The 21,574-nt window shown below is 63.3% G+C and carries 18 protein-coding genes; 7 read left to right on the plus strand and 11 right to left on the minus strand.

What is annotated here, in order from left to right:
- Positions 1–184: 184 nt before the first annotated feature.
- The 3 genes from ACTJJM_RS02665 to radA all read right to left on the minus strand — a co-directional run bounded on the left by ACTJJM_RS02665 (position 185) and on the right by radA (position 6,012).
- Complete coding sequence (locus ACTJJM_RS02665; protein WP_440865120.1) at positions 185–2,491, minus strand: tetratricopeptide repeat protein; 2,307 nt, start codon at positions 2,489–2,491, stop codon at positions 185–187.
- Between the two features lie 48 nt (positions 2,492–2,539).
- A complete protein-coding gene (locus tag ACTJJM_RS02670; protein ID WP_440865121.1) occupies positions 2,540–4,396 on the minus strand; it encodes an ATP-binding protein in 1,857 nt (618 codons plus the stop codon).
- Between the two features lie 239 nt (positions 4,397–4,635).
- Positions 4,636–6,012 (minus strand): DNA repair protein RadA, encoded by a 1,377-nt coding sequence (gene radA / locus ACTJJM_RS02675; protein WP_049482731.1) that lies wholly within the window; start codon positions 6,010–6,012, stop codon positions 4,636–4,638.
- 149 nt (positions 6,013–6,161) lie between these two features.
- Between radA and ACTJJM_RS02680 the strand changes: the two genes are divergently transcribed.
- Positions 6,162–8,219 carry a putative bifunctional diguanylate cyclase/phosphodiesterase gene (locus tag ACTJJM_RS02680; RefSeq protein WP_099560448.1) on the plus strand — a complete coding sequence of 686 codons (2,058 nt, stop codon included), beginning with the start codon at positions 6,162–6,164 and terminating at the stop codon, positions 8,217–8,219.
- A 138-nt stretch (positions 8,220–8,357) separates the two neighbouring features.
- On the opposite strand, the gene cyoD is transcribed toward ACTJJM_RS02680, so the two are convergent.
- Genes cyoD through cyoA form a run of 4 tightly spaced genes read right to left on the minus strand, consistent with a single transcriptional unit; the run spans position 8,358 to position 12,374 of the window.
- The gene (gene cyoD, locus ACTJJM_RS02685) at positions 8,358–8,699 is read right to left on the minus strand and encodes a cytochrome o ubiquinol oxidase subunit IV (protein ID WP_005408584.1); all 342 of its coding nucleotides are present in this window, start codon (positions 8,697–8,699) and stop codon (positions 8,358–8,360) included.
- Positions 8,699–9,337: a cytochrome o ubiquinol oxidase subunit III gene (gene cyoC / locus ACTJJM_RS02690; protein WP_005408583.1), complete on the minus strand. Its 639-nt coding sequence runs from the start codon at positions 9,335–9,337 to the stop codon at positions 8,699–8,701. Before cyoC ends, cyoD begins: the two co-directional genes overlap by 1 nt.
- Positions 9,334–11,331 (minus strand): cytochrome o ubiquinol oxidase subunit I, encoded by a 1,998-nt coding sequence (gene cyoB, locus ACTJJM_RS02695; protein WP_005408582.1) that lies wholly within the window; start codon positions 11,329–11,331, stop codon positions 9,334–9,336. The genes cyoC and cyoB overlap by 4 nt, the downstream gene beginning before the upstream one ends.
- Before the next feature lie 2 nt (positions 11,332–11,333).
- Positions 11,334–12,374, minus strand: coding sequence for a ubiquinol oxidase subunit II (gene cyoA / locus ACTJJM_RS02700; RefSeq protein ID WP_049455618.1), 1,041 nt, complete (start codon positions 12,372–12,374; stop codon positions 11,334–11,336).
- A gap of 351 nt (positions 12,375–12,725) precedes the next feature.
- Here cyoA and ACTJJM_RS02705 point away from each other — a divergent pair, with 351 nt between their 5' ends.
- Positions 12,726–13,361, plus strand: a complete 636-nt coding sequence (locus ACTJJM_RS02705; RefSeq protein ID WP_043396696.1) for a GyrI-like domain-containing protein — start codon at positions 12,726–12,728, stop codon at positions 13,359–13,361.
- Between the two features lie 13 nt (positions 13,362–13,374).
- Positions 13,375–13,710, plus strand: a complete 336-nt coding sequence (locus ACTJJM_RS02710; protein WP_043396699.1) for a hypothetical protein — start codon at positions 13,375–13,377, stop codon at positions 13,708–13,710.
- A 118-nt stretch (positions 13,711–13,828) separates the two neighbouring features.
- Here the strand turns inward: ACTJJM_RS02710 and ACTJJM_RS02715 are convergent, their stop codons facing one another.
- The gene (locus tag ACTJJM_RS02715) at positions 13,829–14,263 is read right to left on the minus strand and encodes a hypothetical protein (RefSeq protein ID WP_100448047.1); all 435 of its coding nucleotides are present in this window, start codon (positions 14,261–14,263) and stop codon (positions 13,829–13,831) included.
- 304 nt (positions 14,264–14,567) lie between these two features.
- Between ACTJJM_RS02715 and ACTJJM_RS02720 the strand changes: the two genes are divergently transcribed.
- Positions 14,568–15,947, plus strand: coding sequence for a tyrosine-type recombinase/integrase (locus tag ACTJJM_RS02720; RefSeq protein ID WP_440865122.1), 1,380 nt, complete (start codon positions 14,568–14,570; stop codon positions 15,945–15,947).
- Here ACTJJM_RS02720 and ACTJJM_RS02725 read toward each other — a convergent pair.
- Positions 15,905–16,345, minus strand: a complete 441-nt coding sequence (locus tag ACTJJM_RS02725) for a hypothetical protein (RefSeq protein WP_440865123.1) — start codon at positions 16,343–16,345, stop codon at positions 15,905–15,907. The two genes, ACTJJM_RS02720 and ACTJJM_RS02725, sit on opposite strands and share 43 nt — an antisense overlap.
- 25 nt (positions 16,346–16,370) lie before the next feature.
- Positions 16,371–17,066, minus strand: coding sequence for a S1 family peptidase (locus ACTJJM_RS02730; RefSeq protein ID WP_440865124.1), 696 nt, complete (start codon positions 17,064–17,066; stop codon positions 16,371–16,373).
- A gap of 77 nt (positions 17,067–17,143) precedes the next feature.
- Between ACTJJM_RS02730 and ACTJJM_RS02735 the strand changes: the two genes are divergently transcribed.
- Both ACTJJM_RS02735 and ACTJJM_RS02740 read left to right on the plus strand, forming a co-directional pair.
- Positions 17,144–17,695 (plus strand): hypothetical protein, encoded by a 552-nt coding sequence (locus ACTJJM_RS02735; protein WP_440865125.1) that lies wholly within the window; start codon positions 17,144–17,146, stop codon positions 17,693–17,695.
- A 542-nt stretch (positions 17,696–18,237) separates the two neighbouring features.
- A complete protein-coding gene (locus ACTJJM_RS02740) occupies positions 18,238–18,471 on the plus strand; it encodes a hypothetical protein (RefSeq protein WP_423179305.1) in 234 nt (77 codons plus the stop codon).
- A 59-nt stretch (positions 18,472–18,530) separates the two neighbouring features.
- Here the strand turns inward: ACTJJM_RS02740 and drt2 are convergent, their stop codons facing one another.
- A complete protein-coding gene (gene drt2 / locus ACTJJM_RS02745; RefSeq protein ID WP_440865126.1) occupies positions 18,531–19,802 on the minus strand; it encodes an antiviral reverse transcriptase Drt2 in 1,272 nt (423 codons plus the stop codon).
- A gap of 424 nt (positions 19,803–20,226) precedes the next feature.
- On the opposite strand from drt2, the gene ACTJJM_RS02750 reads away from it, so the two are divergent.
- Positions 20,227–20,925, plus strand: coding sequence for a recombinase family protein (locus tag ACTJJM_RS02750; protein ID WP_312661777.1), 699 nt, complete (start codon positions 20,227–20,229; stop codon positions 20,923–20,925).
- The last annotated feature ends 649 nt before the right edge of the window (positions 20,926–21,574 follow it).

The following is a 21,574-nucleotide window of genomic DNA, read 5'->3' on the forward strand; positions in this document are numbered from 1 at the left end:
CCCCTCTCCCTTTCCCTTACGTTCTCCCCCCCCCCTCCCCCCCCCCCCCCCCCCCAGGCCGGCAATCATCAACATCCCTGTCTTTCGCATGTCCAATCCCTTTGGTCGTGATGGCGATCTGTTGTAGAGCCGAGCCCATGCTCGGCTGCGTTCCAGCATAAGCCGAGCGCAGGCTCGGCTCTACTTACAACCCGTAACGCTCGATCACATCCAGATGCGGCTGGCGGTCCTGGTCGCAGGCTTCGGCCAGCCGTAGCCAGCAGTGTGGGTGCGGCCACTTCGCGGTCTCCTGCTGCAGGAAGCGGTGCAGCGCCAGCGGTGCGTGGTCCTGCGGCTGCGCAACGGTGAACAGCACGCCCGGCAGGGTGCCTCCCTCCATGTCGGGGTCGGTGACGGTGTAGTCCGCGCGGCTGTGCGACCACACCTTCCAACCCTGTGCTTCGGCAGCTTCGACAAGGGCATTCCAGGCTTCTTCGCCCGGGTGCGCGCCATCGACCAGCCAGCTGCGGGCAAAACCACCGCGTTCCAGCACATGGACCTGCGCATAGGTCGGAATGAAGTGCTCGCGGGCCTCTTCTTCCTCCGGTGCCGGGTGCACCAGCGCGGCATCAAACACCACCCAGTCGCCGACCTGCTGGGCACGGTTGGCCGGTGCGTTCTCGACGATGCGTGCGGTCACCGGGCCACTGCGACGGGCGTAGTACTCCATCGGCTCGCCATTCTCTTCACTGCGGATGATCACCCAGCCCCACGGCTCCTCGACCACGCCATCCTGGCTGGACAACTCCATGCCGATCGCCGCCGCCGAGCGGCGCACCGCATCCCAGTCGCGTGCCGCGCTGGCCGCACTCATGTGGTCCCAGTGCGCGGCGTTGGGTTCCTCCAGCAGCTCCACCAGCTGCGCATAGCAGGCCTGTGCTTCGCTGAAACGGCCGGTTTCCATGTACATGCGCGCCAGCGTGCCCCGCGCGCCGTGCGAACCCGGCGAGGCGGCCAGCAGCGCCTGCGCGGCCTGCTCCAGCGCCGGCCAATCGGACACGCGACGTGCACGCTGCACCTCGCACCAGTGCGCGAACACCGGCACGCTGCCACGGTAGATCCCGGCCAGCTGACGCAGGCCCTCGTCGTCGCCCTGCTCGGTCAGCCAGCGCATCAGCGTGTAGGCGGCCGGGCCATCATCCTGATCGTGTGCGCGCACGAATCGCCACAGCAATGCGCGCGCCTCCGCCTGCGCACCACAGGCGCTCAATGCCGAGGCAGCCATCTCAGCCAGCGCCTCGTCATCGGGCAGCTGCGCCTGTGCCTGCAGCAGCCACTGGGCCTCGCGCTCCGGATCGCGCGACTGGTTCTGCTCCCCCTGCTCGTTCAGCCAGGCCAGCAGTTCGCTGGCCGGCACCGGCAGCGGCGCAACGTCAGGCAATGCATCGATACGCGCGGCCAGGTCGGCCACCAATGCTGCCGCACCACGGTCCTGGCGCAGCTGCGCCAGATGGGTACGCGCCAGTTCCAGCTGGCGCAGCGCCACCCAGCGTGCACCTCGCTGCAGCGCCAGTTCAAGGCTCAGCGCAGCGACTTCGATCAGCAGGCGGTGCGAGCCAACCTCGGCAAAGTGTTCGATGATGGTGTTGAAGCGCGTGCCCAGATCCCAGGTATTGCGTGCAGGATCGCGCCGGCACAGCGCTGCGGCCGTGTTCGCCCACAGTCGCCAGTAGGTAGGCGTCAGTTCGCTCCACGGCACCAGCTGCTGCACGGCCTCTTCGTCGCGGCCCAGCTGGGCCAGCGCCCATGCCTTGGACAGGCGGCGCGGCACCGTGCAGTTGGCCGGCTCGTACTCGCCCGACGCGGCCACTTCGGCCTCTCGCTTCTCGATCAGCAACAGCGCTTCTTCGGCGCGGCCCATGCCCAGCAGGATCTTGATCTGCATTTCCGGGAAGCTGTCGAACACTTCCTTGCCGCAGGCCTCGATCGCATCCGACTGCACCTGCAGGTAATCCAGCGCATCCTGGCCGCGGCCATCATCCAGCAGCGCATCGGCCTTTTCGCAGCTCAGGCACTGGAAGCAGGCCCAGCTTGGATCGATGCGTGCAAGCGTTTCATCGCACACCTCTACACGTTCGGGAACCCAGCCCGGGCCATCGATATTGCCGTAGCAGGCAGCCAGATCCTGGGTCACGCAGATCGACTGCGGGCACTCCATCGTGTCCTCACGATGCGCACGCTCGAACAGCGCCACGGCTTCGCCCAGCGCGCTTTCGCCTTCGACGCGGTTGCCGACGCGATTGCGCAGCGCCCAGTGGCCGACGTAGACGTCGACCCACGGGTTGTCCAGCGCCTTGCCCAGCGCACGCGCTTCAGGCAGCAGCGCGTCGACGCGGTCGACACGCAGTTCGCTCACCTCGTCGGCGAGACGGTTCAGCAGGTGCGCGTTCTGCGCCTGGCCCGCCTGGCGCAGGTCACCCTGCAGTTTTTCGACCCAGTTCCAGATGTCCATGGGGTAAGTGCTCCTGTCTAGCGAAGGCTGGATGAGAAGGTACGGTGCTCAGCGCAGCATCTGCTGCAGGGCACCGGCGATATCGGTAAAGGCGCCGTTGAGATCCGGGCCGGGCGTAGGGTTCGCGCGTACCAGCGGGCGGCCCTGCGCGGCGACGATGATCTTCAGTGAGCGCAGCAGGCGGGCTGCGGCTTCGGCCTGTGGATGCCCCTCGCGCTGGGCGCGCAACAGCGCCTGCACGGCCGGGTTGTCGAGGTTGAGGTACAGCCGCGACGGTGCGCGCGATTCGATGCGCGCGGTGAACTGCCGGGCCAGGCGCAGCGCGGCCATCGAAACGCGCTTGTCGTTCTCGTCGTCTTCCAGGCGCTGCTTCAGCTCGGCTTCGCGGTCGGGCACCACCACCACCGGCAGCGACTCGGGGCTGAAGCGTGCCGGCAGCAGCTGTTCGCCGTCACCGAGCTGCTCGCGCAGCCATGCCAGCTGCGCCTGGTCGAGGCTGTCATCGCTGCGGAACAGTGCACGGTTGCCCTGTTCGGTCCCCAATTCAACCAAGCGCAGGCCCTTGGCCTGGGCCCAACGGCGCAGGAACGGCACCACCGCATAGCGATGGCCGTGCGCGACCGGCACGCCCATCGCGCGGAACAGCATTTCCTCGAAGCCGCCGCCGTTGTCGAGGATTACGTGCACGGCGCCACGTGCGGGCAGCGCACTGGCCGGCAGGTCGCCCTGCGAGGTCGGCACGCGCACGTGTTCCAGCAACAGGTCGAACAGGCGATCATCGCACAGCGCTGCGCCCAGCAAGGCCTCATTGTGGCGCGTGAGAACGCGTCGCCAGGCCTCCGGCTGCTGCCGCGCGACGTCGGCCAGGCCATCAATCAGCGCTTCCAGCAGCGCATGCTGCACGGCGCGGTACTGGTCGTCGCGCTGCAGATCTTCGCGGCTGGCGGTAGGCGTCAGCCGCGAGGATTCGATCACCCCGCCAATGAACCCAGCCCAGGGCGGCAGCAGGTCGCGCGCATCGTCATCCAACAGCATGCCGCGCACGAACACCGACAGGTTGCGGTTGTCGCTGGTGCCGTAGGTAGCGCCGTCCTGCACCCACAGCAGGCCGGTGGCATCGCTGTTGCCATCGGCACGCAACGGCACGGTGACGATCGGCTCGAAATCATGCTCGAAGCGCGCTGCGAACTGCAGCGCCTGGCGGCGCGCCTGCACCGGATGCGGAGCAACATCCCCCTGCCCACGCCACGGCGGCGGCTCGGGATTGAGCGCCTCGCCGGCAGCGCCGATGAAGATCGGCTCGGACAGCAGCGCACAGTAACGGCCCAGCACCTCGTGCAGGCGCGCTTCGTTGGCCAGTGGCAGGAAATCCGGATGCAGCTCCAGTTCCACCTCGGTACCGATCGCACGTGCCGGCACCTCACTGACGGTGTACTGCTCGGCATTGCTGGACACGTACAGGTGACCCAGTTCCGGCGTCTGGTACGAGGTGGTACGCACGCTGACCCGGCGCGCCAGCACGAAGGCCGACAGGAAACCGAGGCCGAACATGCCGATCAGGCCTTCATCGTCCTCGCCGCCCTGGCGCAGGCCACGGGTGTAGCCGACGCCGACGGTGGCCAGGTAATCGTGGATTTCCTGGCGGGTCAGGCCGGCACCGGTGTCAGTGATGCGCAGTACGCCAGCGGCGGCATCGACCTGCACCGAAATGCGCGAAGGCACTTCGATGCCGGGCTGTTCGATGCGGCGACGGATGATCGAATCGTGCGCGTTCTGCACCAGCTCACGCAGCGCCACCACCGGGGTGGAATACAGGTGCTTGCCCAGCACCGCCATCAGTCCATTGAGATCGACCCCGGCGCGACGGATTTCGGCGTTGGGGGCGGTGAGCGCGGTGTCCTGCATGTAATCGTTTACTCCTGGGCACGGAAAGACGCCAGAGGGCGTCTTCGTCGAGCGGGAAAAACTAGCACAGGGAAGCTGACCGTTGCTGCATTGGACATGTGTAGAGCCGAGCCGATGCTCGGCTGCTGTTCGCTCTTTGTAGCGTCGAGCCATGCTCGGCTGCTGTTCGACCACCCGTCGACCATGGCTCGACGCTACAGAAAGCAGCCGGGCGTGGGCTCGGCTCTACAGTGCTGGCATCACGCCGCGTCGATGGCCTCGGACAGGCGCTCCACCGCGATCACTTCCATGCCTTTCACCGAACCGCCCTTCGGCGCATTGGCCTTGGGCACGATGGCGCGCTTGAAGCCATGGGTGGCCGCCTCACGCAGGCGGTCTTCGCCATTGGGCACCGGCCGGATCTCGCCGGACAGGCCGACTTCGCCGAAGGCAATGGTCTTCTCCGCCAGCGGCCGATCCTGCAGCGAGGACAGCACCGCCAGCAGCACCGGCAGGTCGGCCGCGGTCTCCTGCACGCGAATGCCACCGACCACATTGACGAACACATCCTGATCGCCGACCAGCACACCGCCGTGGCGATGCAGCACCGCCAGCAGCATGGCCAGCCGGTTCTGCTCCAGGCCAACCGCGACACGGCGCGGGTTCGACAGCGGCGACGCATCAACCAGCGCCTGCACCTCGACCAGCAGCGGCCGGGTGCCCTCGCGGGTGACCATCACGCAACTGCCCGGTTGATGGGTGCTGCCACCGGACAGGAAGATCGCCGATGGGTTGGAGACCTCCTTCAGGCCCTTGTCGCCCATCGCGAACACGCCCAGCTCGTTGACTGCACCGAAGCGGTTCTTGAAGGCGCGCAGCAGGCGGAAGCGGCTGCCGCTCTCGCCTTCGAAATACAGCACCGCATCGACCATGTGTTCGAGCACGCGCGGGCCGGCGATGCCGCCCTCCTTGGTCACGTGACCGACCAGGAACACGGCGGTGCCGGTCTCCTTGGCAAAGCGCACCAGCCGCGCAGCACTCTCGCGTACCTGGCTGACCGAGCCCGGCGCGGCGGTCAGGCTCTCGGTCCACAGGGTCTGCACGGAGTCGGCCACAATCAGCCGCGGGCCGGCCCTGGACGCATGCTGCAGGATCGACTCGACGCCGGTCTCGGCCAGCGCATTGACGCCATCCAGCGGCAGCTCCAGGCGATGCGCGCGGCCAGCCACCTGCGCCAGCGACTCCTCGCCGGTGACGTACAGCACCGGCAGCTCGGCAGCCATCTTCGCCACCGCCTGCAGCAGCAGGGTCGACTTGCCGATGCCGGGGTCGCCACCGACCAGCACCACCGCGCCTTCGACCAGACCGCCGCCGAGCACGCGGTCGAACTCGCCGATGCCGGTGCTGACCCGGCGGTGCTCGGTCTGCTCCACGTCCTTCAGCGCGGTGATCTTCGGCGGGTCGATCTTGCCCGCCCAGCCGGCCCGGCGCGACGTTGGCGCCTTGGCCGCCGCCGCGCTCTCCAGCACGATTTCCGACAGCGAGTTCCAGGCGTTGCACTCGGTGCACTGGCCCTGCCACTTGCTGAATTCGGCGCCGCATTCATTGCAGACGTAGGCGATGCGGGCTTTTGCCATTGGATGATTTCCAGCAACGGGAGCAGGCGTGGCAGGATAGCCGAGCCGGGTCGCAGGTGCTGCGACCGCTCAAGTCCTGCCCACCCGCGCCGATAGGGGTCGCGGGCGTGCGCCTTGCGGGCGCCCCTCCCTCCCCCTCTGGATTCAACATGACTGGCAGTTACAGTCAGAGCCTGGTCGCCATCTCCCTGCTGGTGGCCATTCTTGCTTCGTACACAGCGCTGGACATGGCCGGCCGCCTGGCCACGGCCGAGGGCCGCGTGGCCCGCTGGTGGCTGGCCGGCGGTGCAGCGGCGATGGGCCTGGGTATCTGGTCGATGCATTTCATCGGCATGCTGGCCTTCGACCTGCCGATCCCGGTCGGCTACGACCTCGGCATCACCCTGTATTCGCTGGCGGTCTCGATCGGCGCTTCGGCCTACGCACTGTGGCTGGTGTCACGGCCCAGCCTGCCCTGGCGCCGGCTGCTGGCCGGCGCCGTACTGATGGGGCTGGGCATCGCCACCATGCACTACCTCGGCATGGCCGCGATGCGTATGCAGCCGGGCATCGACTATCACCCGGGCTGGTTCGCCGCCTCCATTGCGGTGGCCATCGGCGCCGCCGGTGCTGCGCTGTGGATCGCATTCCGCCTGCGTGCCGAGCAGCGCAACACCATGCGCCTGCGCGCACTGGCCTCGCTGGTGATGGGCCTGGCCATCGTCGGCATGCACTACACCGGCATGGCCGCGGCGCGCTTCCCGGAGGGCAGCATCTGCGGCGCGGTCGGCAGCGGTGGCATCGACACGCGTTGGCTGGCGGTACTGGTGATCGTCACCACCGTGGCCACCCTGGGTATCGCCTTGGTCGCCTCGCTGTTCGACCGGCAGATGCGCGTGCGCACCGGGTTGCTGGCCGATTCGCTGGCGCATGCCAACAACAAGCTGATCCAGGCCGCCCTGCACGACCCGTTGACCCAGCTGCCCAACCGCATGCTGCTGCAGGACCGCATCGAGCAGGCCATCGAGAAGGCGCGGCGCCGCAACCATGCGGTGGCGGTGATGTTCTGCGACCTGGACGGCTTCAAGGCGGTCAACGATGCCTACGGGCACCAGCTGGGCGACCGCCTGCTGGTGGCGGTGGCGCAGCGTATCGGCGGCCTGCTGCGTCCGCAGGACACCTTCGCCCGCCTCGGCGGCGACGAGTTCGTGATCGTGCTGGCCATCGACATTCCCGACGATGCGGTGGTGGTGGCCGAGCGGATCATCGCGGCGGCTGGCGAACCGTTCCTGCTGGATGCAGCCGAGCTGCAGGTCAGCGCCAGCCTGGGCATCGCCCTGTACCCGGATGACGCCGGCAACGAGCGCGAGCTGATGGCACACGCCGACGCTGCGATGTACCACACCAAGGAAACCGGGCGGAACGGCTATACGTTCTTCACCCCATCGATGCAGCTCAGCGCCAACCGTCAGCTGCGCCTGCTGCAGGACCTGCGCAAGGCCGTGATGCGCAATGAACTGATCCTGCATTACCAGCCCAAGTTCCCGGCCGCGGGCGCGCCAGCCACCGGCGCCGAGGCGCTGCTGCGCTGGCAGCATCCGGAGCTGGGCCTGCTGGCGCCGGACGTGTTCATCCCCATTGCCGAACGCAGCGGCCTGATCCTGCCGATCGGCGACTGGGTGCTGGACCGCGCCTGTGCGCAGTTGCGTGCGTGGCACGATGCCGGACATGCCGAATGGTCGATGGCAGTGAACCTGTCGCCCTTGCAGTTCTCCTCCCCGGCCCTTCTGGACAGCGTGCGCGAGGTGCTCGAACGGCACCGCATCGAGCCGGCGCGGCTGACCCTGGAGATCACCGAGACCACGGCGATGAAGGACGTCGACGCCAGCCTGGCGATCCTCAACGACCTGACCGCGATGGGCGTGCACATTGCCATCGACGACTTCGGCACGGGCTATTCCAGCCTGCTGTACCTGAAACGCATGCCGGCCACCGAACTGAAGATCGACCGCGCGTTCGTGCATGACCTGGAATGCAATGAAGAGGATGCCGCCATCGTCTCCTCGATCATCGCGCTGGGACGCACCCTGCAGCTGCAGGTGGTGGCCGAAGGCGTGGAGACGCAGGCGCAGCGCGAGTACCTGAGCGAACTGGGCTGCGACCAGTTGCAGGGCTACCACCTGGGCCGACCGATGGACGCCGAGGAATTTCTGCGCCGGGTGGGCTGAGCCGATGTGCGGAGCAAGCTCCGCACCCACCTCATCAGTAGATCCACGCCGTGCGTGGATGTTCCTCGCCGCCCCTCCCACGGCAAACAGAAAGGCCGCCCGAGGGCGGCCTTTCTGCGTGACAACGTCGCGAAGACGTCAGTGCATCATGTGCACGTTCATGTTGTGCATGACCCACAGGGTGCCGACCACGATGATGCCGATCACCACCACGGTGAAGGCCGCAGCGTTGACGTTCCAGCGGCTTTCCGAAGAGCGGTCCAGGTGCAGGAAGAACACCAGGTGGACCAGCATCTGCAGCACCGCGGTGATCGCGATCACCACACCGTTGACGGTGCGCGAGAAATCACCCGACATCACCATCCAGAACGGGATGACGGTCAGCACCACCGCCAGCACGAAGCCGATCAGGTACGACTTCACGGTGCCATGGCTTTCGCCGCCGGTGCCGTGGTCGTGTGCATGGTTGTCATGTGCCATTACAGGGCTCCATTGAGGTAGACGACGGAGAACACGCCGATCCAGATCAGGTCCAGGAAGTGCCAGAACAGGCTCAGGCACGCCATGCGGGTCTTGTTGGTCGGGGTCAGGCCGTACTTCTTCAGCTGCACGAACATTACCAGCAGCCACAGCAGGCCGGCGCTGACGTGCAGGCCGTGGGTACCGACCAGGGCAAAGAACGCCGACAGGAAGGCACTGCGGTCCGGACCGTAGCCCTGGTGGATCAGGTGCTGGAACTCCCACACTTCCATGCACATGAAGCCGAAGCCCAGCAGCCAGGTGATGCCCAGCCACAGGTACATCTGACCCATCTGCTTGCGGTGCATGGCGATCATGCCCAGGCCGAAGGTCAGCGAGGAGGTCAGCAGCAGCGCGGTTTCCCATGCAACGAACGGCAGTTCGAACAGGTCCTTCGCGGTCGGGCCACCATCGGTACCGCCTGCCAGCACCACATAGGTGGCGAACAGCGAGGCGAAGATGAGGCAGTCGCTCATCAGGTACACCCAGAAACCGAAGACGGTGTTGCCGCCGGTGTCGTGGTGCTCGTGGTCGTCATGGCCATGGGCCGCCGCGTGCGCGGCGTGCCCGTGGCTCAGGGTCGAGGTATTGGTGCTCATGCCTTCAGCTCCGACTTCACCAGGCCCTGGGCTTCCAGGTGCTTGCGGTGTTCGTTCTCGATGCGTTCCACCTCGGCGGCCGGGACCCAGTAGTCCACGTCCTGGTCGAAGGTGCGGTAGATGAACGTGGCGATCATGCCGACGAAGCCGACGATGGCCAGCCACCAGATGTGCCAGATCATCGCGAAGCCGAACACCAGGCTGAAGGCACCGATGACAACGCCCGTGCCGGTGTTGCGCGGCATGTGGATGTCGGTGTACTTGGCCGGCTTCGGCCAGGCTTCACCACGCTGCTTGCGCTCCCAGAAATCGTCCAGCTCGGTGACTTCCGGCAGCGTGCCGAAGTTGTAGAAGGCCGGCGGCGAAGAGGTTTCCCACTCCAGCGTACGGGCATCCCACGGGTCGCCGGTCAGGTCGACGGTCTTCTTGCGGTCGCGGATCGACACGGCCACCTGGATGATCTGGCACAGGATGCCGGCGCCAACGATGAAGGCACCTGCGGCGGCGATCAGCAGCAGCGGCTCGTAGGCCGGGTTGACCGTGCTCTGCAGGCGACGGGTCATGCCCATGAAGCCCAGCACGTACATCGGCATGAAGGTCACGTAGAAGCCGATGAACCAGCACCAGAACGCGCACTTGCCCCAGAACTCGTTCAGGCGGAAGCCGAACATCTTCGGCCACCAGTAGGTGATGCCGGCGAACATGCCGAACACCACGCCGCCGATGATGACGTTGTGGAAGTGGGCAATCAGGAACAGGCTGTTGTGCAGCACGAAGTCGATGGCCGGGATCGCCAGCATCACGCCGGTCATGCCGCCGATGACGAAGGTGACCATGAAGCCGATGGTCCACAGCACCGGAGTGGTGAAGTGCACACGGCCGCGGAACATGGTGAACAGCCAGTTGAAGATCTTCACGCCGGTCGGGATCGAGATGATCATCGTCGTGATGCCGAAGAAGGCATTGACGTTGGCACCCGAGCCCATGGTGAAGAAGTGGTGCAGCCACACGATGAACGACAGCACGCCGATGCAGGCGGTGGCGTAGACCATGCCCTTGTAGCCGAACAGCGCCTTGCGCGAGAAGGTCGCGATGACTTCGGAGAACACACCGAACGCCGGCAGGACCAGGATGTACACCTCCGGGTGACCCCAGATCCAGATCAGGTTGATGTACAGCATGGCGTTGCCGCCACCATCATTGGTGAAGAAGTGCGTACCCAGGTAGCGGTCCAGGGTCAGCAGCACCAGGGTGATGGTCAGCACCGGGAAGGCAGCCACGATCAGCACGTTGGTCACCAAGGCGGTCCAGGTGAACACCGGCATCTGCATCAGCTTCATGCTGGGGGTACGCATCTTCAGGATGGTGATGAAGAAGTTGATACCGCTCAGCGTGGTACCCAGGCCTGCGACCTGTAGACCCCAGATGTAGTAGTCCATGCCGACGCTTGGACTGTATTCGATGCCCGACAACGGCGGGAACGCCAGCCAGCCGGTGGCAGCGAACTCACCGATCCACAGCGACAGCATGATCAGCACAGCGCCCGACACGAACAGCCAGAAGCTGAGCGAATTGACGAACGGGAACGCGACGTCGCGCGCACCGATCTGCAGCGGCACGGCCAGGTTCATCAGGCCGGTGATCAGCGGCATCGCCACGAAGAAGATCATGATCACGCCGTGGGCGGTGAAGATCTGGTCGTAGTGGTGCGGCGGCAGGTAACCCTCGGACCCGCCGACGGCGAGCGCCTGCTGGGTACGCATCATGATGGCGTCGGAGAAACCGCGCAGCAGCATGACGAAGGCGACGATGAGGTACATCACGCCGATCTTCTTGTGATCCACCGAGGTGAACCACTCCTTCCACAGATAGCCCCACAGCTTGAACTTGGTGATCAGGGCCATGACGCCCAGGCCACCCAGCACCGCGCCGACCAGGGTGGTCAGCACGATTGGATCGTGGGGGATCGACTCAAGAGAGAGTTTTCCCAACATGTTCATTCTCCCGAACCCGCGTGGCCGGCATGGCCCGCGTGTTCGTGTTCGTTGGCATCCAGGTTTTCACCCGATTCCTTGGAATCATGTGCGTCACTGGGGGCATGGCCCTCGTGCGCTTCATGGCTGGCGGCATCGGCAGCGGCGGCACCAGCGTGCGAGTGCTTCATGCCGTAGTGCTTGTTGTCGCCCATGTGCTTGGCGATGACCCAGTCGAACAGGCCTTCTTCGGTCTTGCCGAAGTAGGTGACCGGGTACCACTCGGCGTTGCGTGCTTCACCCAGCGCCTTGAACGAGGCCTTGTCCAGGGTCTGCTCGCCGGCACGGACCTGGTCCAGCCACTGGCGGTATTCGGCATCGGTGACCGAGTAGGCGGTGAAGTGCATCTTGGCGAAGCCCGCGCCGCTGTAGTGCGAGGACATGCCCGGGAATTCACCGGTCTCGTTGGCGATCAGATGGAGCTTGGTCTCCATCGCAGCCATCGAGTAGATCATGCTGCCCAGGTGCGGGATGAAGAAGGCATTCATCACCGAATCGGACGTGATCTTGAAGTTCAGCGGCGTGTTGACCGGGAACTTGATTTCGTTGACGACCGCCACCTTCTCTTCCGGATAGATGAACAGCCACTTCCAGTCCAGCGAGATCGCCTCGATGGTGACCGGCTTGACGTCCGATTCCAGCGGCTTGTACGGGTCCAGTGCGTGCGACGAGCGCCAGGTCAGGACCGCCAGTACCAGCACGATCATGCAGGGAATGGACCACACCACCACCTCGATCGCCGTCGAGTGGGACCACTTCGGCTCGTAACGGGCCTTGGTGTTGGAGGCGCGATACTTCCACGCGAAGGTCAGGGTCATGATGATGACCGGGATGACGACCAGCAGCATGAGCACGGTAGCCGTGATCAGCAGGGTCTTCTCATCCTGGCCGATCTGGCCCTTCGGACTGAGGATGGCCACGGCATCGCAGCCGGTGAGCATCACCAGCAACGACAGCAGCAGGCCCGGGCGCAACCAGCGCCCAAGGGTTTTCAACGGAATCATCGGTCGATCCAATTGCGAGGGAATGCCGTTCCCCGTCCTGCCTGTTCCGGCCAAAGCCGGTCCCACCGGTCCGGAAGACAGGTAGGGAGGTGGGGTCGAGTCAGCCTTTCAATTTTAGGCCGTCACCCACCATTTAAGAAAGGCATTGACAATGATCGAGCGCAGGAAAGGCCCGTTTCTGGCTGCGACACGTTGTCGCACCGCGCAGGCGCGGCGGGCAGAACACCCGGGGGCGGCATCCTAGCATCGGGCGATGGCGGCTGCTCCGCCCGTGTTCGGCAAAGTCGCCTGAACATGTTCAGGCATGCCTGCGAAGGTAATGCATGGGATGCTCGGCGCTGGAGGAAGCCCATGGACAAGATCGACTTCAAGAAGCGCGACCGGGCGCTGTATCAACCGCCCGCCGGCAAGTTCGTACGGGTCGATGTGCCGCCCCTGCCCTACGTGATGGTCGATGGTCGCGGCGACCCGAACACGGCCCCCGCCTACCTGCAGGCCGTGCAGTGGCTGTATTCGGTGAGCTATGCACTGAAGTTCGCACTGAAGGCCACGGGCCAGGACTACGTGGTGCCACCGCTGGAAGCACTGTGGAGCGCCGAGGACCCGGCCAGCTTCGTCGCGCGGCGGAAGGATGAGTGGGTCTGGACGGTGATGATCCGCACGCCCGAGGGCATCGACCCTGCACAGTGGCAGGCCGCGATCAGCAAGGCGCGCACGAAGCTGGGAGAGGCTCCACCCAGCCTTCGCCATCAGATCCTTGCCGAGGGCCCAAGCCTGCAGACCTTGCACGTGGGCGCCTACGACGACGAAGGCCCCACCCTGGCGCAGATGCATGACGAAGTGATGCCCGCACTGGGATACACCTTTGCCGGCCCCCATCATGAGATCTACCTGAGCGACCCGCGCAGGACCGACGCAGCGCGGTTGAAAACCGTGCTGCGACAGCCGGTGCGGCCGATCGGGCCTGATGAGGATTCCCGCATATGAGACAAGGAATGCCATGCGCCTGATCAACCGATTGCTGCACTGGACCACCCTGCCCGCCGGGCGCCGCCTGATGGCCGTGCTGGGTGCCGCGCTGGTGATCGTGCTGGCCTGCAATCCGGATCTGCTGCCGTTGTTGCCGGTCGTGGATGCGCTGGGGCTGGACGTGCTGATGCTGCTGCTGGCTGCGCAGGTGGTGGCGGTCCTGCCTTGGGTGCGGGAGCGGGCCACGTGCGGAACCAGAGTGCTCGCACGCCTGCTGATCGCCGCATCGGCGGGAGCAGCAGGTGGTTATCTCCGGCAGCTCGCGTGGTGGCTGGCGCGGGACGCGGTGATCGCTGGACGTAAATGAAGGTGTGTTCCCATCGGTGACGTTGCAGACCGCCCCCTTCCCTTGGGCAGAAACAGAAAGCCCGCGCAAGGGCTGGGGCGTTCCGTTGATGGACCTGCTCGCCTTGCGTGGAGCGCGCCTAGAACGCGGTCGGACCGATCTGAATCACGCCATCATGGGCCAACGCGAGACGGATCTTGGTCCTGCCACCCGCCGTGACCATTTGGGAAATCTCGCGCCTATGCGCCGATTCATCCCCCCACGAACAGAGCCCTTTGCCCGCGAAACTTGCGCTGACAATGCGATTCCCGGAGGGAACAGACAGCGAGACAGACTCTCCCCGCTGCAGATGGGCTGCCAGGGTGCCGTCGATATACAGTGCAAGCGGGCACGCCCCACCAACCGCGCCAACGTCGCGCGTAACGATTACCTGTCCGGAAGCACTGTCACCTATCCCATTGAAGGCGAAAACCCGCTCGGCAGGCACCGGTTGCGCCTGTTCGGAGCTGATCTGACGGGTTGCACAGCCGGCAAGAACGACGCACGCCATCAGACTCACCACGATCTTCTTCATGACACCCCCTGTTGATTGAAACTGACTTGCCCGATCCAGCCCAGGGCCGCAAGCAATCCACGACGGCAATGGTAATGACCCCGACTGAGCCAGTACATGCCTGCAGTTCCATCGGACGCTTCCGCCAGGGCCGGGCCGCGCCAGCACAGCCCAAACAAAAAGCCCCGACCTAGGCCGGGGCTTTTCATTACAACTGGTGCCGGAAACAGGAGCCGTTAAGACATGTTCGGCAAAGCGTTGATGCTACTGGCACAAGGCTTTCCGCTGTACCCTTTGTGCCCGCACTCTGTACCCGCACCACACAATGTCCCTCCCCTCCGGCATCAAGCGCCGTGGCAACACCTACTCCGCTCGTTATGTGCTTCCTCGCTCAGTGCAACGTATCGCAGGCAGACACGACCTAGTGCAGGCGTTGGGCACCAGCTCCCTCAGCGATGCCGTAGAACTGGCTGGACCGATCATTGCGGGATGGAAAGCCTGGGCAGTCGCCGTGGGCAAGGGAGACATGCGGCACGAGCCTGAGGTCTACGTCAGACGTGCCGAGGTTGCCCACCGGTTGATCCGGGATGGCATCGATCAATGGTCGCCGGAGCTGATCGTGGAGCGCGCGCGCGCGGTATTCGCCATGCAGCAGGCTGGAGCGATCACAGCCAACGACGTGGAAGCCCAGGTCGGCCGCGACGTGGAGAGGTATGTCGTGCAGCAGCAAGATGCAGGCGCACAGATCGATGTCGAGGGCGTGAGACGCGCCCATAGGGCCGCGCTGGGCCAACTCGGGGTCACCGTGGCCGATAGCCTAGCGAACTACCTGCATGAGCGCACAGGAGACCTCACAGCACAGTCCCTGGCTGAGACCGAGAAGCGTTGCCGCGTGTTCGTAAACTGGGTAGGGAGCAACGTCGAGATGGCGACCGTGACCCGTGTCACTGCCGGACAGTTCGTAGCGAAGGTGATTCAACCCCGTCCAGTGTCTAGGGTGACAAAGACGAAGGAGGTATCCGCCTGCCGGGGCTGGTTCCAGTGGGCAATGCTGCGAGGCGAAGTTGATGCCAACCCCTTCGACCGCATGCAGGCGACGCTGAAGAAGTCAAAGCGCGGGCAAGAGGCTCCTCGCAGGGCATGGACTGAGGGGGAACTGCTGGTGGTGCTGAGGGGGCTGAAGGATGACCGAAGGGAACCCCTGCTGTACCCGCTGACGCTGCTTGCCCTCTACACCGGCATGCGGTTGAACGAGGTGTGCGCTCTGACGGTTGCCGACTACGACGCCGAAGCCGAGGTAATCCACGTCCGCGAAGGTAAATCTGCCGCTGCGGTACGCGTGGTCCCGGTGCATCCTGCGATTCGGGAGCTGCTAGTCGAGCTGACGGCGAACACTGGCGACGGCTTCCTGCTGCCCGGCCTTGTGCCCGGAGGCCCTGACCGCAAACGAGGACACGGGATCGGGAAGACATGGGGCCGACGTATCCGCTCACTCGGGATCACAGACCGTCGCCTCGTGTTCCACGGTCTGCGAGCCACGTTCATTACCGCCGCCCTGAACGCTGGTGCCCCCAAGGAAGTCGTGCAGCAGGTGGCGGGCCATGAACGCGAGGGCGTCACAATGAACAGCTACGCCCGCGTGCTAAGCCTGGACCTGTGCCGTCAGGCGGTCGGAGGGGTGAGCTTCGGCGACCTTTCGAGATGAACACCAGCGATCCGCGTGAATCCAAACCGCGTATACCATCGCCTTAGCGCCGCCTCTCCATCGTCAGGCACTGCCCAGCCGGGCACACCCACGCCGATCAATTCGGGCTGCGTTGTGATGCGGACCTGGAGTTCGTCCGCAAGGGCGCAGAGGGCGGACATGATTTCGCTCCCTGCCCCTGAGCCAGGTTGAAAGGCGCTTATGTGATAGAGCTGCACTAGGTCCGGGTCCATGCCTTCATTCCAGGCGCAGCCGACGAGACCCAGTGGCATACCTTCATGGTTCTGGAAGACGAGCGGATAGACCTTGCGAAAGGGCTTCTGCATGCCCACGAACAACGGCACACGACCTGAGTGGACCGCGTAGAGCTGCGCACAGAAGGTCTCTGCTGGATTCATCGGGTGTGCTTCCGGTAGCGGCGGTCTAATGGCTGGTGTCTGAGGGAGGATTAGCGGCCATCCGCTCAATAATCGTCAGAGCGTGTTTGATGCCATACGCACGGAGGAAGCCCGAGTTCACCTCGACATACATTCCGGTGTCGTTGCCGTCCTTATCCTTCACCGGTTCGTGGTACAGCTTGAAGCCTGAAATGACACCAGCCACCCGAAAGACCTTCGGTTTATCAAGCGGCGAGAACACGACGGGACCCCCGGAGAACCCAAGGTTTGACCACACGTCCACCAACAGTTCCTGCGGATCACGCATACCAAGATTGGAGGCGGTCCCCCGCTTCACCAGTGGACAAGGAAAGCCATTCATGTGCATGCCCACGTCTTCATACATTTGGTCAGGGAAGCCCAGGATGAACACGTCCTGCCCTAACGTCATGTTCGCGACCGTAGGCTCCAAGTCCATTCCCTGAGGCGACAAGCGCTGGCGGACCCTTAGCACCGCGATATCAGCCTCCCCCCGACCGAAATCCAGTTGCAGAATGTCGAGCTTGGTCAGCCTGTTGTTTACGTGGACTGAGACCTCATGCTCCGCTGCCTCTGTATCGAACAGGTGCCGAGCTGTCACGAGGTATTCGATACCGTCCACCTCCAAGGTGAACGCGGTGCCGTAGCTGGCGGCTTTGATGAAGAAGGTGCGACATAGGACGTTGGTGGGTGGCGCGATCATTTGAGTTCCCTTTCAATGACAGGCGTATCGTATTGCCCTGTTCCCCACCCCAGCAACCGCCCCACGAGGACACCTCCGTGGCGAAGAAGACCCCCGAACAGATCGCAGACGAAGAGGAGCGCACCTCCTCCCTTGGCCTCCTGAGGTACGCCCACGACTACCAACGTGCCGCCGATATGGTGAAGCAGCAGGACGACCGGTCCGTGGTCCCGTACATGCTCATTGCTCAATCGCTGGAGCTGGGCCTGAAGGCATTTCTAAGGAGCCGTGGAGCCACCTTGGATGCCCTGCTAAAGCTGAACCACGATCTCCCCCGAATCCATGAAAGGGCGATGGAGATGCGCCTCGACCGTCTCTGGCCGAGTGCTGCGAACCTGCTGCCGACAGTGCAGCTATTGGAGGCGGCGAACCAACGGCAAGCCTTGCGCTACATCGTCAACGGCACTAAGACTTACCCGGACTGGACTGTGGTCAACCGGTATGCACAGGGGATGATCGCCGCACTGATTGAGCATTGCCTGCGCGACAGGTTCGGAGGCAAGGCCGGGGCAGCAGAGGTCAAAAGGAACCGAGGCGCAGGTAACGTGTTCCCCAAGCCGGTCCCGAGAAAGACTTGGGGTGGACTTTAGGCTGACGTCTGGTGCACTTCAGGCGGCGCGCTAATGCGTCGTTGGTGGGCTTGGGGCGGACCCTGGCGTGGAACCGGGCGCGGTTTTCATTGCAATTTTCCGAAGGGGCATAGATAGATCAACTGGCGGCTTTACCCCCGTCGGGGTGCCCGCATGCAGGCGTTTCGTCTTCCCGGCGCAGCGGCTACGGTTGCACCGGGGGAGGACGCTTGATGACGACCTCGTGTCCAGCCTGAGGGCAAGACGGGGTGCCACTGCCGTGATCTTCAGCACCCAAGGGACGAAATAGGACAGTCTGTCCAATCAAAGTGTGGTCTGTGCGCGGGTGCGTGAGCTGGTACATACGGACCACTTGTCCGTGCTCTGAGCTCATCGGCGCTGCGAATCAGGAACTTAGCAGGCGAGGTATTGGCAGTCGCAGCGCGGGCAATGACGCCATACTCCGCCCCAGGCATCGCACTTTGATATCGTGGGCAGGCCTTCCAAACGCGCTTGTTGCGCACCAGCGTCAACCTTACTCAACTGAGTTCAAATGAACGCACATGAAAAGTAAGCACCTTCGACGGAGGCCTTCAAAGGGACCTGCCGAAATTGATAGCTCAGCAGCAGCGCGTCTGCACACTCAGGCGCGCTCACAGCTCATTGACGAAGCTATCCTTGAACAGTTGAACGCTACCAAAAAAATCGCGGAAGGAAGGCGAGGTGCGCTCAATGTCTTCTTTGGCGCTTCGGCCGCCGCCGCCGTTCTGATTTTCATCTCATGGCTTAAGCATTGAGCAAGCGCTACAGCGAAGGATCGCCCTCAACAGATCAAGAGCAGTTCGATAGCAGCTCACTAGTCCTTCACGAGCTTTGCAAAGCGCCGACCATGCCGACGTAGCTGACGCTTGATCGCCTCTGATCCAGTAGCTTTCACTGCACGCTTTACATAGGTCGTGAAGTTGCGCTCTCCAGGCTTTACATTCTCCGTGTACCTATGGATCAACACTTTCCTTCGCTGGTAGAAGATGGGAGTCTGACCGTCGTACTTCTTAGAATTCCGGAAGGACTTCACACCCCGCCTCATGCGCGCATTGAAACGAGCGATCCCAGCCGAGCGAAGCGTGATCTGCGCGCCATCGAAAAGAAGCCCCAAATACTGAAGGGGCTTACTAGAGGTTGGAGCAAAGGTACATTCAAGCGTTTTGGATTCCTGGAGCTTGAGCTTAAGCGCGCTCAGTTCACTGGCGACCAAACCCTTGACCGTAGAAACATGTTCTGTTGGAACCACCACCAAGATGTCGTCACAGTAGCGTCGATAGAAGCCCCCGACAGCCTTGGTCTCAGCGAGCATTCGCTGATCGAAAGGCATCATGTAAATATTTGAAAGCAGCGCACTGATAGGGGAGCCTTGCGGAACACCAGCTTTCGCGGGATTGACCGATATCAATCCACCGGCTCGTATCTTTTCCCTGAATTCTTCGGGACTGCAAATCCTTTCGATGCGATGCTTTTTCATCGCTGTCCGGCTGATACCCAGCTCCAGACGAGCCCTATCAAGGCGTACAGATGCGTGTCGCGTCAACGACTTGTAGACGGCGTAGTGATCCGGGGGGAGCGCACTGGTCGAAAGAAGGCTGGCCCAGGACTGCTTCAGGGTCCCATGATCTAGCGAACCAAAGAAATCCTCTACATCGAAGCCAAGCGCAGTACATGGACGATTCTCTGCGATCCAATGGAACGCCTGCTGCGCCAAATCGATGTTCGATTTGCCTAGCGCCCTGAATGCAATCACTGCTTCCGCGAGCTCCGAGTCGCCTATGCGCTCTTCGTACAGCTGCGAAAGAATGAAGTTGTAATAGGCATAGATCGCCGAGTCAGCATGCGACGCATACTTGATCGGTCTGATCTTATGTTTCTTTACAGGCTTCCCCGTTGTCGCATCACGCTTGATGCGAAGTCGCACGATATCCTGCTGCAAAAAGGGCAAGAAAGCATGCTTACGAACCGCCTCTGGACTTTCGACCAGCGCCTTGCAAGCCTTCGTGGTCAGTCGTCGGTCGAAATGGATGTAACTTCTCGAGAGCAGCGCCGCTTGCAGTGCTGTCGTAGGCTTCAAGATCTTCACATTCACTGGCTTCCTAGCCTCTACAGGAAGGGGGAGGCTGCGGCGACCTTTCCCCCCCCTGTTAAATACAGGCCCTCTCGCGAGGTGCCTTACCCACCTCGGCTGATCCGAAGCTTGGCCGCATACGTGAAGATCAATTCGTCGCATAGTCCTGGAGGAACTCGTGATGACCATCGTTGTCGAAGTAACATCGAGCCTGATAGCCGCCGCGCTCCGGTGGTCACTGACTGCGCTTTGCAGACATTGGCCGGACGTGCTAACTGTGACCCCGCTCTCAATTTCGAGCGGGCACGACTTTTTTATCACATTCCATTAACGGCAATCAATAGTCGATCACACCCCTCCGCGCAGGAAGCATTGGGCTCAAATCGGCTCGAGGAAGTGTATCCTTACCCCTAACGAACGTTAGTGACTTTGATACACCATGCCTGTCACCCCCCGCTTTATCGCCTACTACCGCGTGTCCACTCGCTCTCAGGCCGCATCCGGCCTTGGCCTTGAGGCACAGCGCACAGCGTGTGAGGCACTTTCTGCGCAGCGCGGTGGCGTGATCGTTGAGACGTACACTGAAACAGAGTCCGGCAAGCACAACACCCGCCCTGAGCTACTGAAGGCGCTGCGCCTGTGTTCGCTCACTGGAGCGACATTGCTCATTGCCAAGCTGGACCGTCTTAGTCGTAACGCCGCCTTCCTACTGACGCTGCGTGACTCTGGCGCACGATTCATTGCCGCTGACATGCCCGATGCCTGTGAGCTCACGGTCGGCATCCTTGCACTCGTCGCCGAACAGGAACGGGTAGCCATCTCGAACCGCACCAAAGCCGCCCTACAGGCTGCCAAGGCGCGTGGCCGAGTGCTGGGAAATCCCAATGGTGCCGAAGCGCTGAGGCGCGCGGGGAAGGGCAATGCGGCGGCTATGAAGGCAGTGCAGAGCAAGGCAAACGCCTTCGCACGGAGACTTGAGGACACCGTAAGGGAACTTCAGAACACAGGCGTCACCACCTTGGGCGGCATCGTGTCCTCCCTTAACAGTCGCGGGATTCTGACACCTAGAGGTGCTGAGTGGACCCGTGTGGGTGTTTCGAGATTGCTAAAGAGGCTGGAAGGGCAAGCCCCAGGTTGAACCCCATGCACGCGCGTCCGAGGCGGGCACGAATCTTTGCGGATTCAATTGTCGTTCCGGCGTTCGGCTAGGGGGTTTACGTCGCCGTGAACGTCGCCCGCCAATTGTCCTCGAACTCCCTTCCCCGCCCCTGCCGTGGGACGCCGAGTGCCCTCCCGGCCTCACGCACGCTGACGCTTGCGACTGGCTAAGCGCCGCGCGTTGGGCTCCCTGCCCAGCAGCGAGCGCAACCCATGGACACCTACTGCGGCCATGCGGTTGATCAGGAAGTTACAAGAGCGAGAAAAGGGGTGACATGAGGTCAGCGCTGGCGGATCGATGCGACCCAGTAGATAACCTTCCCCTTCGCGACGCTCGCCGCTGTTTGCCTAGGGATGGTTAGAAGCTGGACCGACTGGTTCGGGCGCGATTACCCCCGACCCTCGGCATTCATTCATCGCCACAAGGTCCAATCCAAGTCGCCTCATGCCGATCAAGTTCTATCCTCGCGGCGTAAGATCCCACCCTAGCATAGCGCCGCCCGTGCTCCATTGTTATGGACTATAGATTACGCGCGGACACATCCGGACGGACCCTCGACAGGCGAGGCACGCTCACTGCCCCTTCCGCCATTTAGTCGACCGAAAAGGGAGCGAGCCCAGTCATTGCC

This window comes from Stenotrophomonas sp. 22692 (genome assembly GCF_052045015.1).
Taxonomy (GTDB): Bacteria; Pseudomonadota; Gammaproteobacteria; order Xanthomonadales; family Xanthomonadaceae; genus Stenotrophomonas; species Stenotrophomonas geniculata.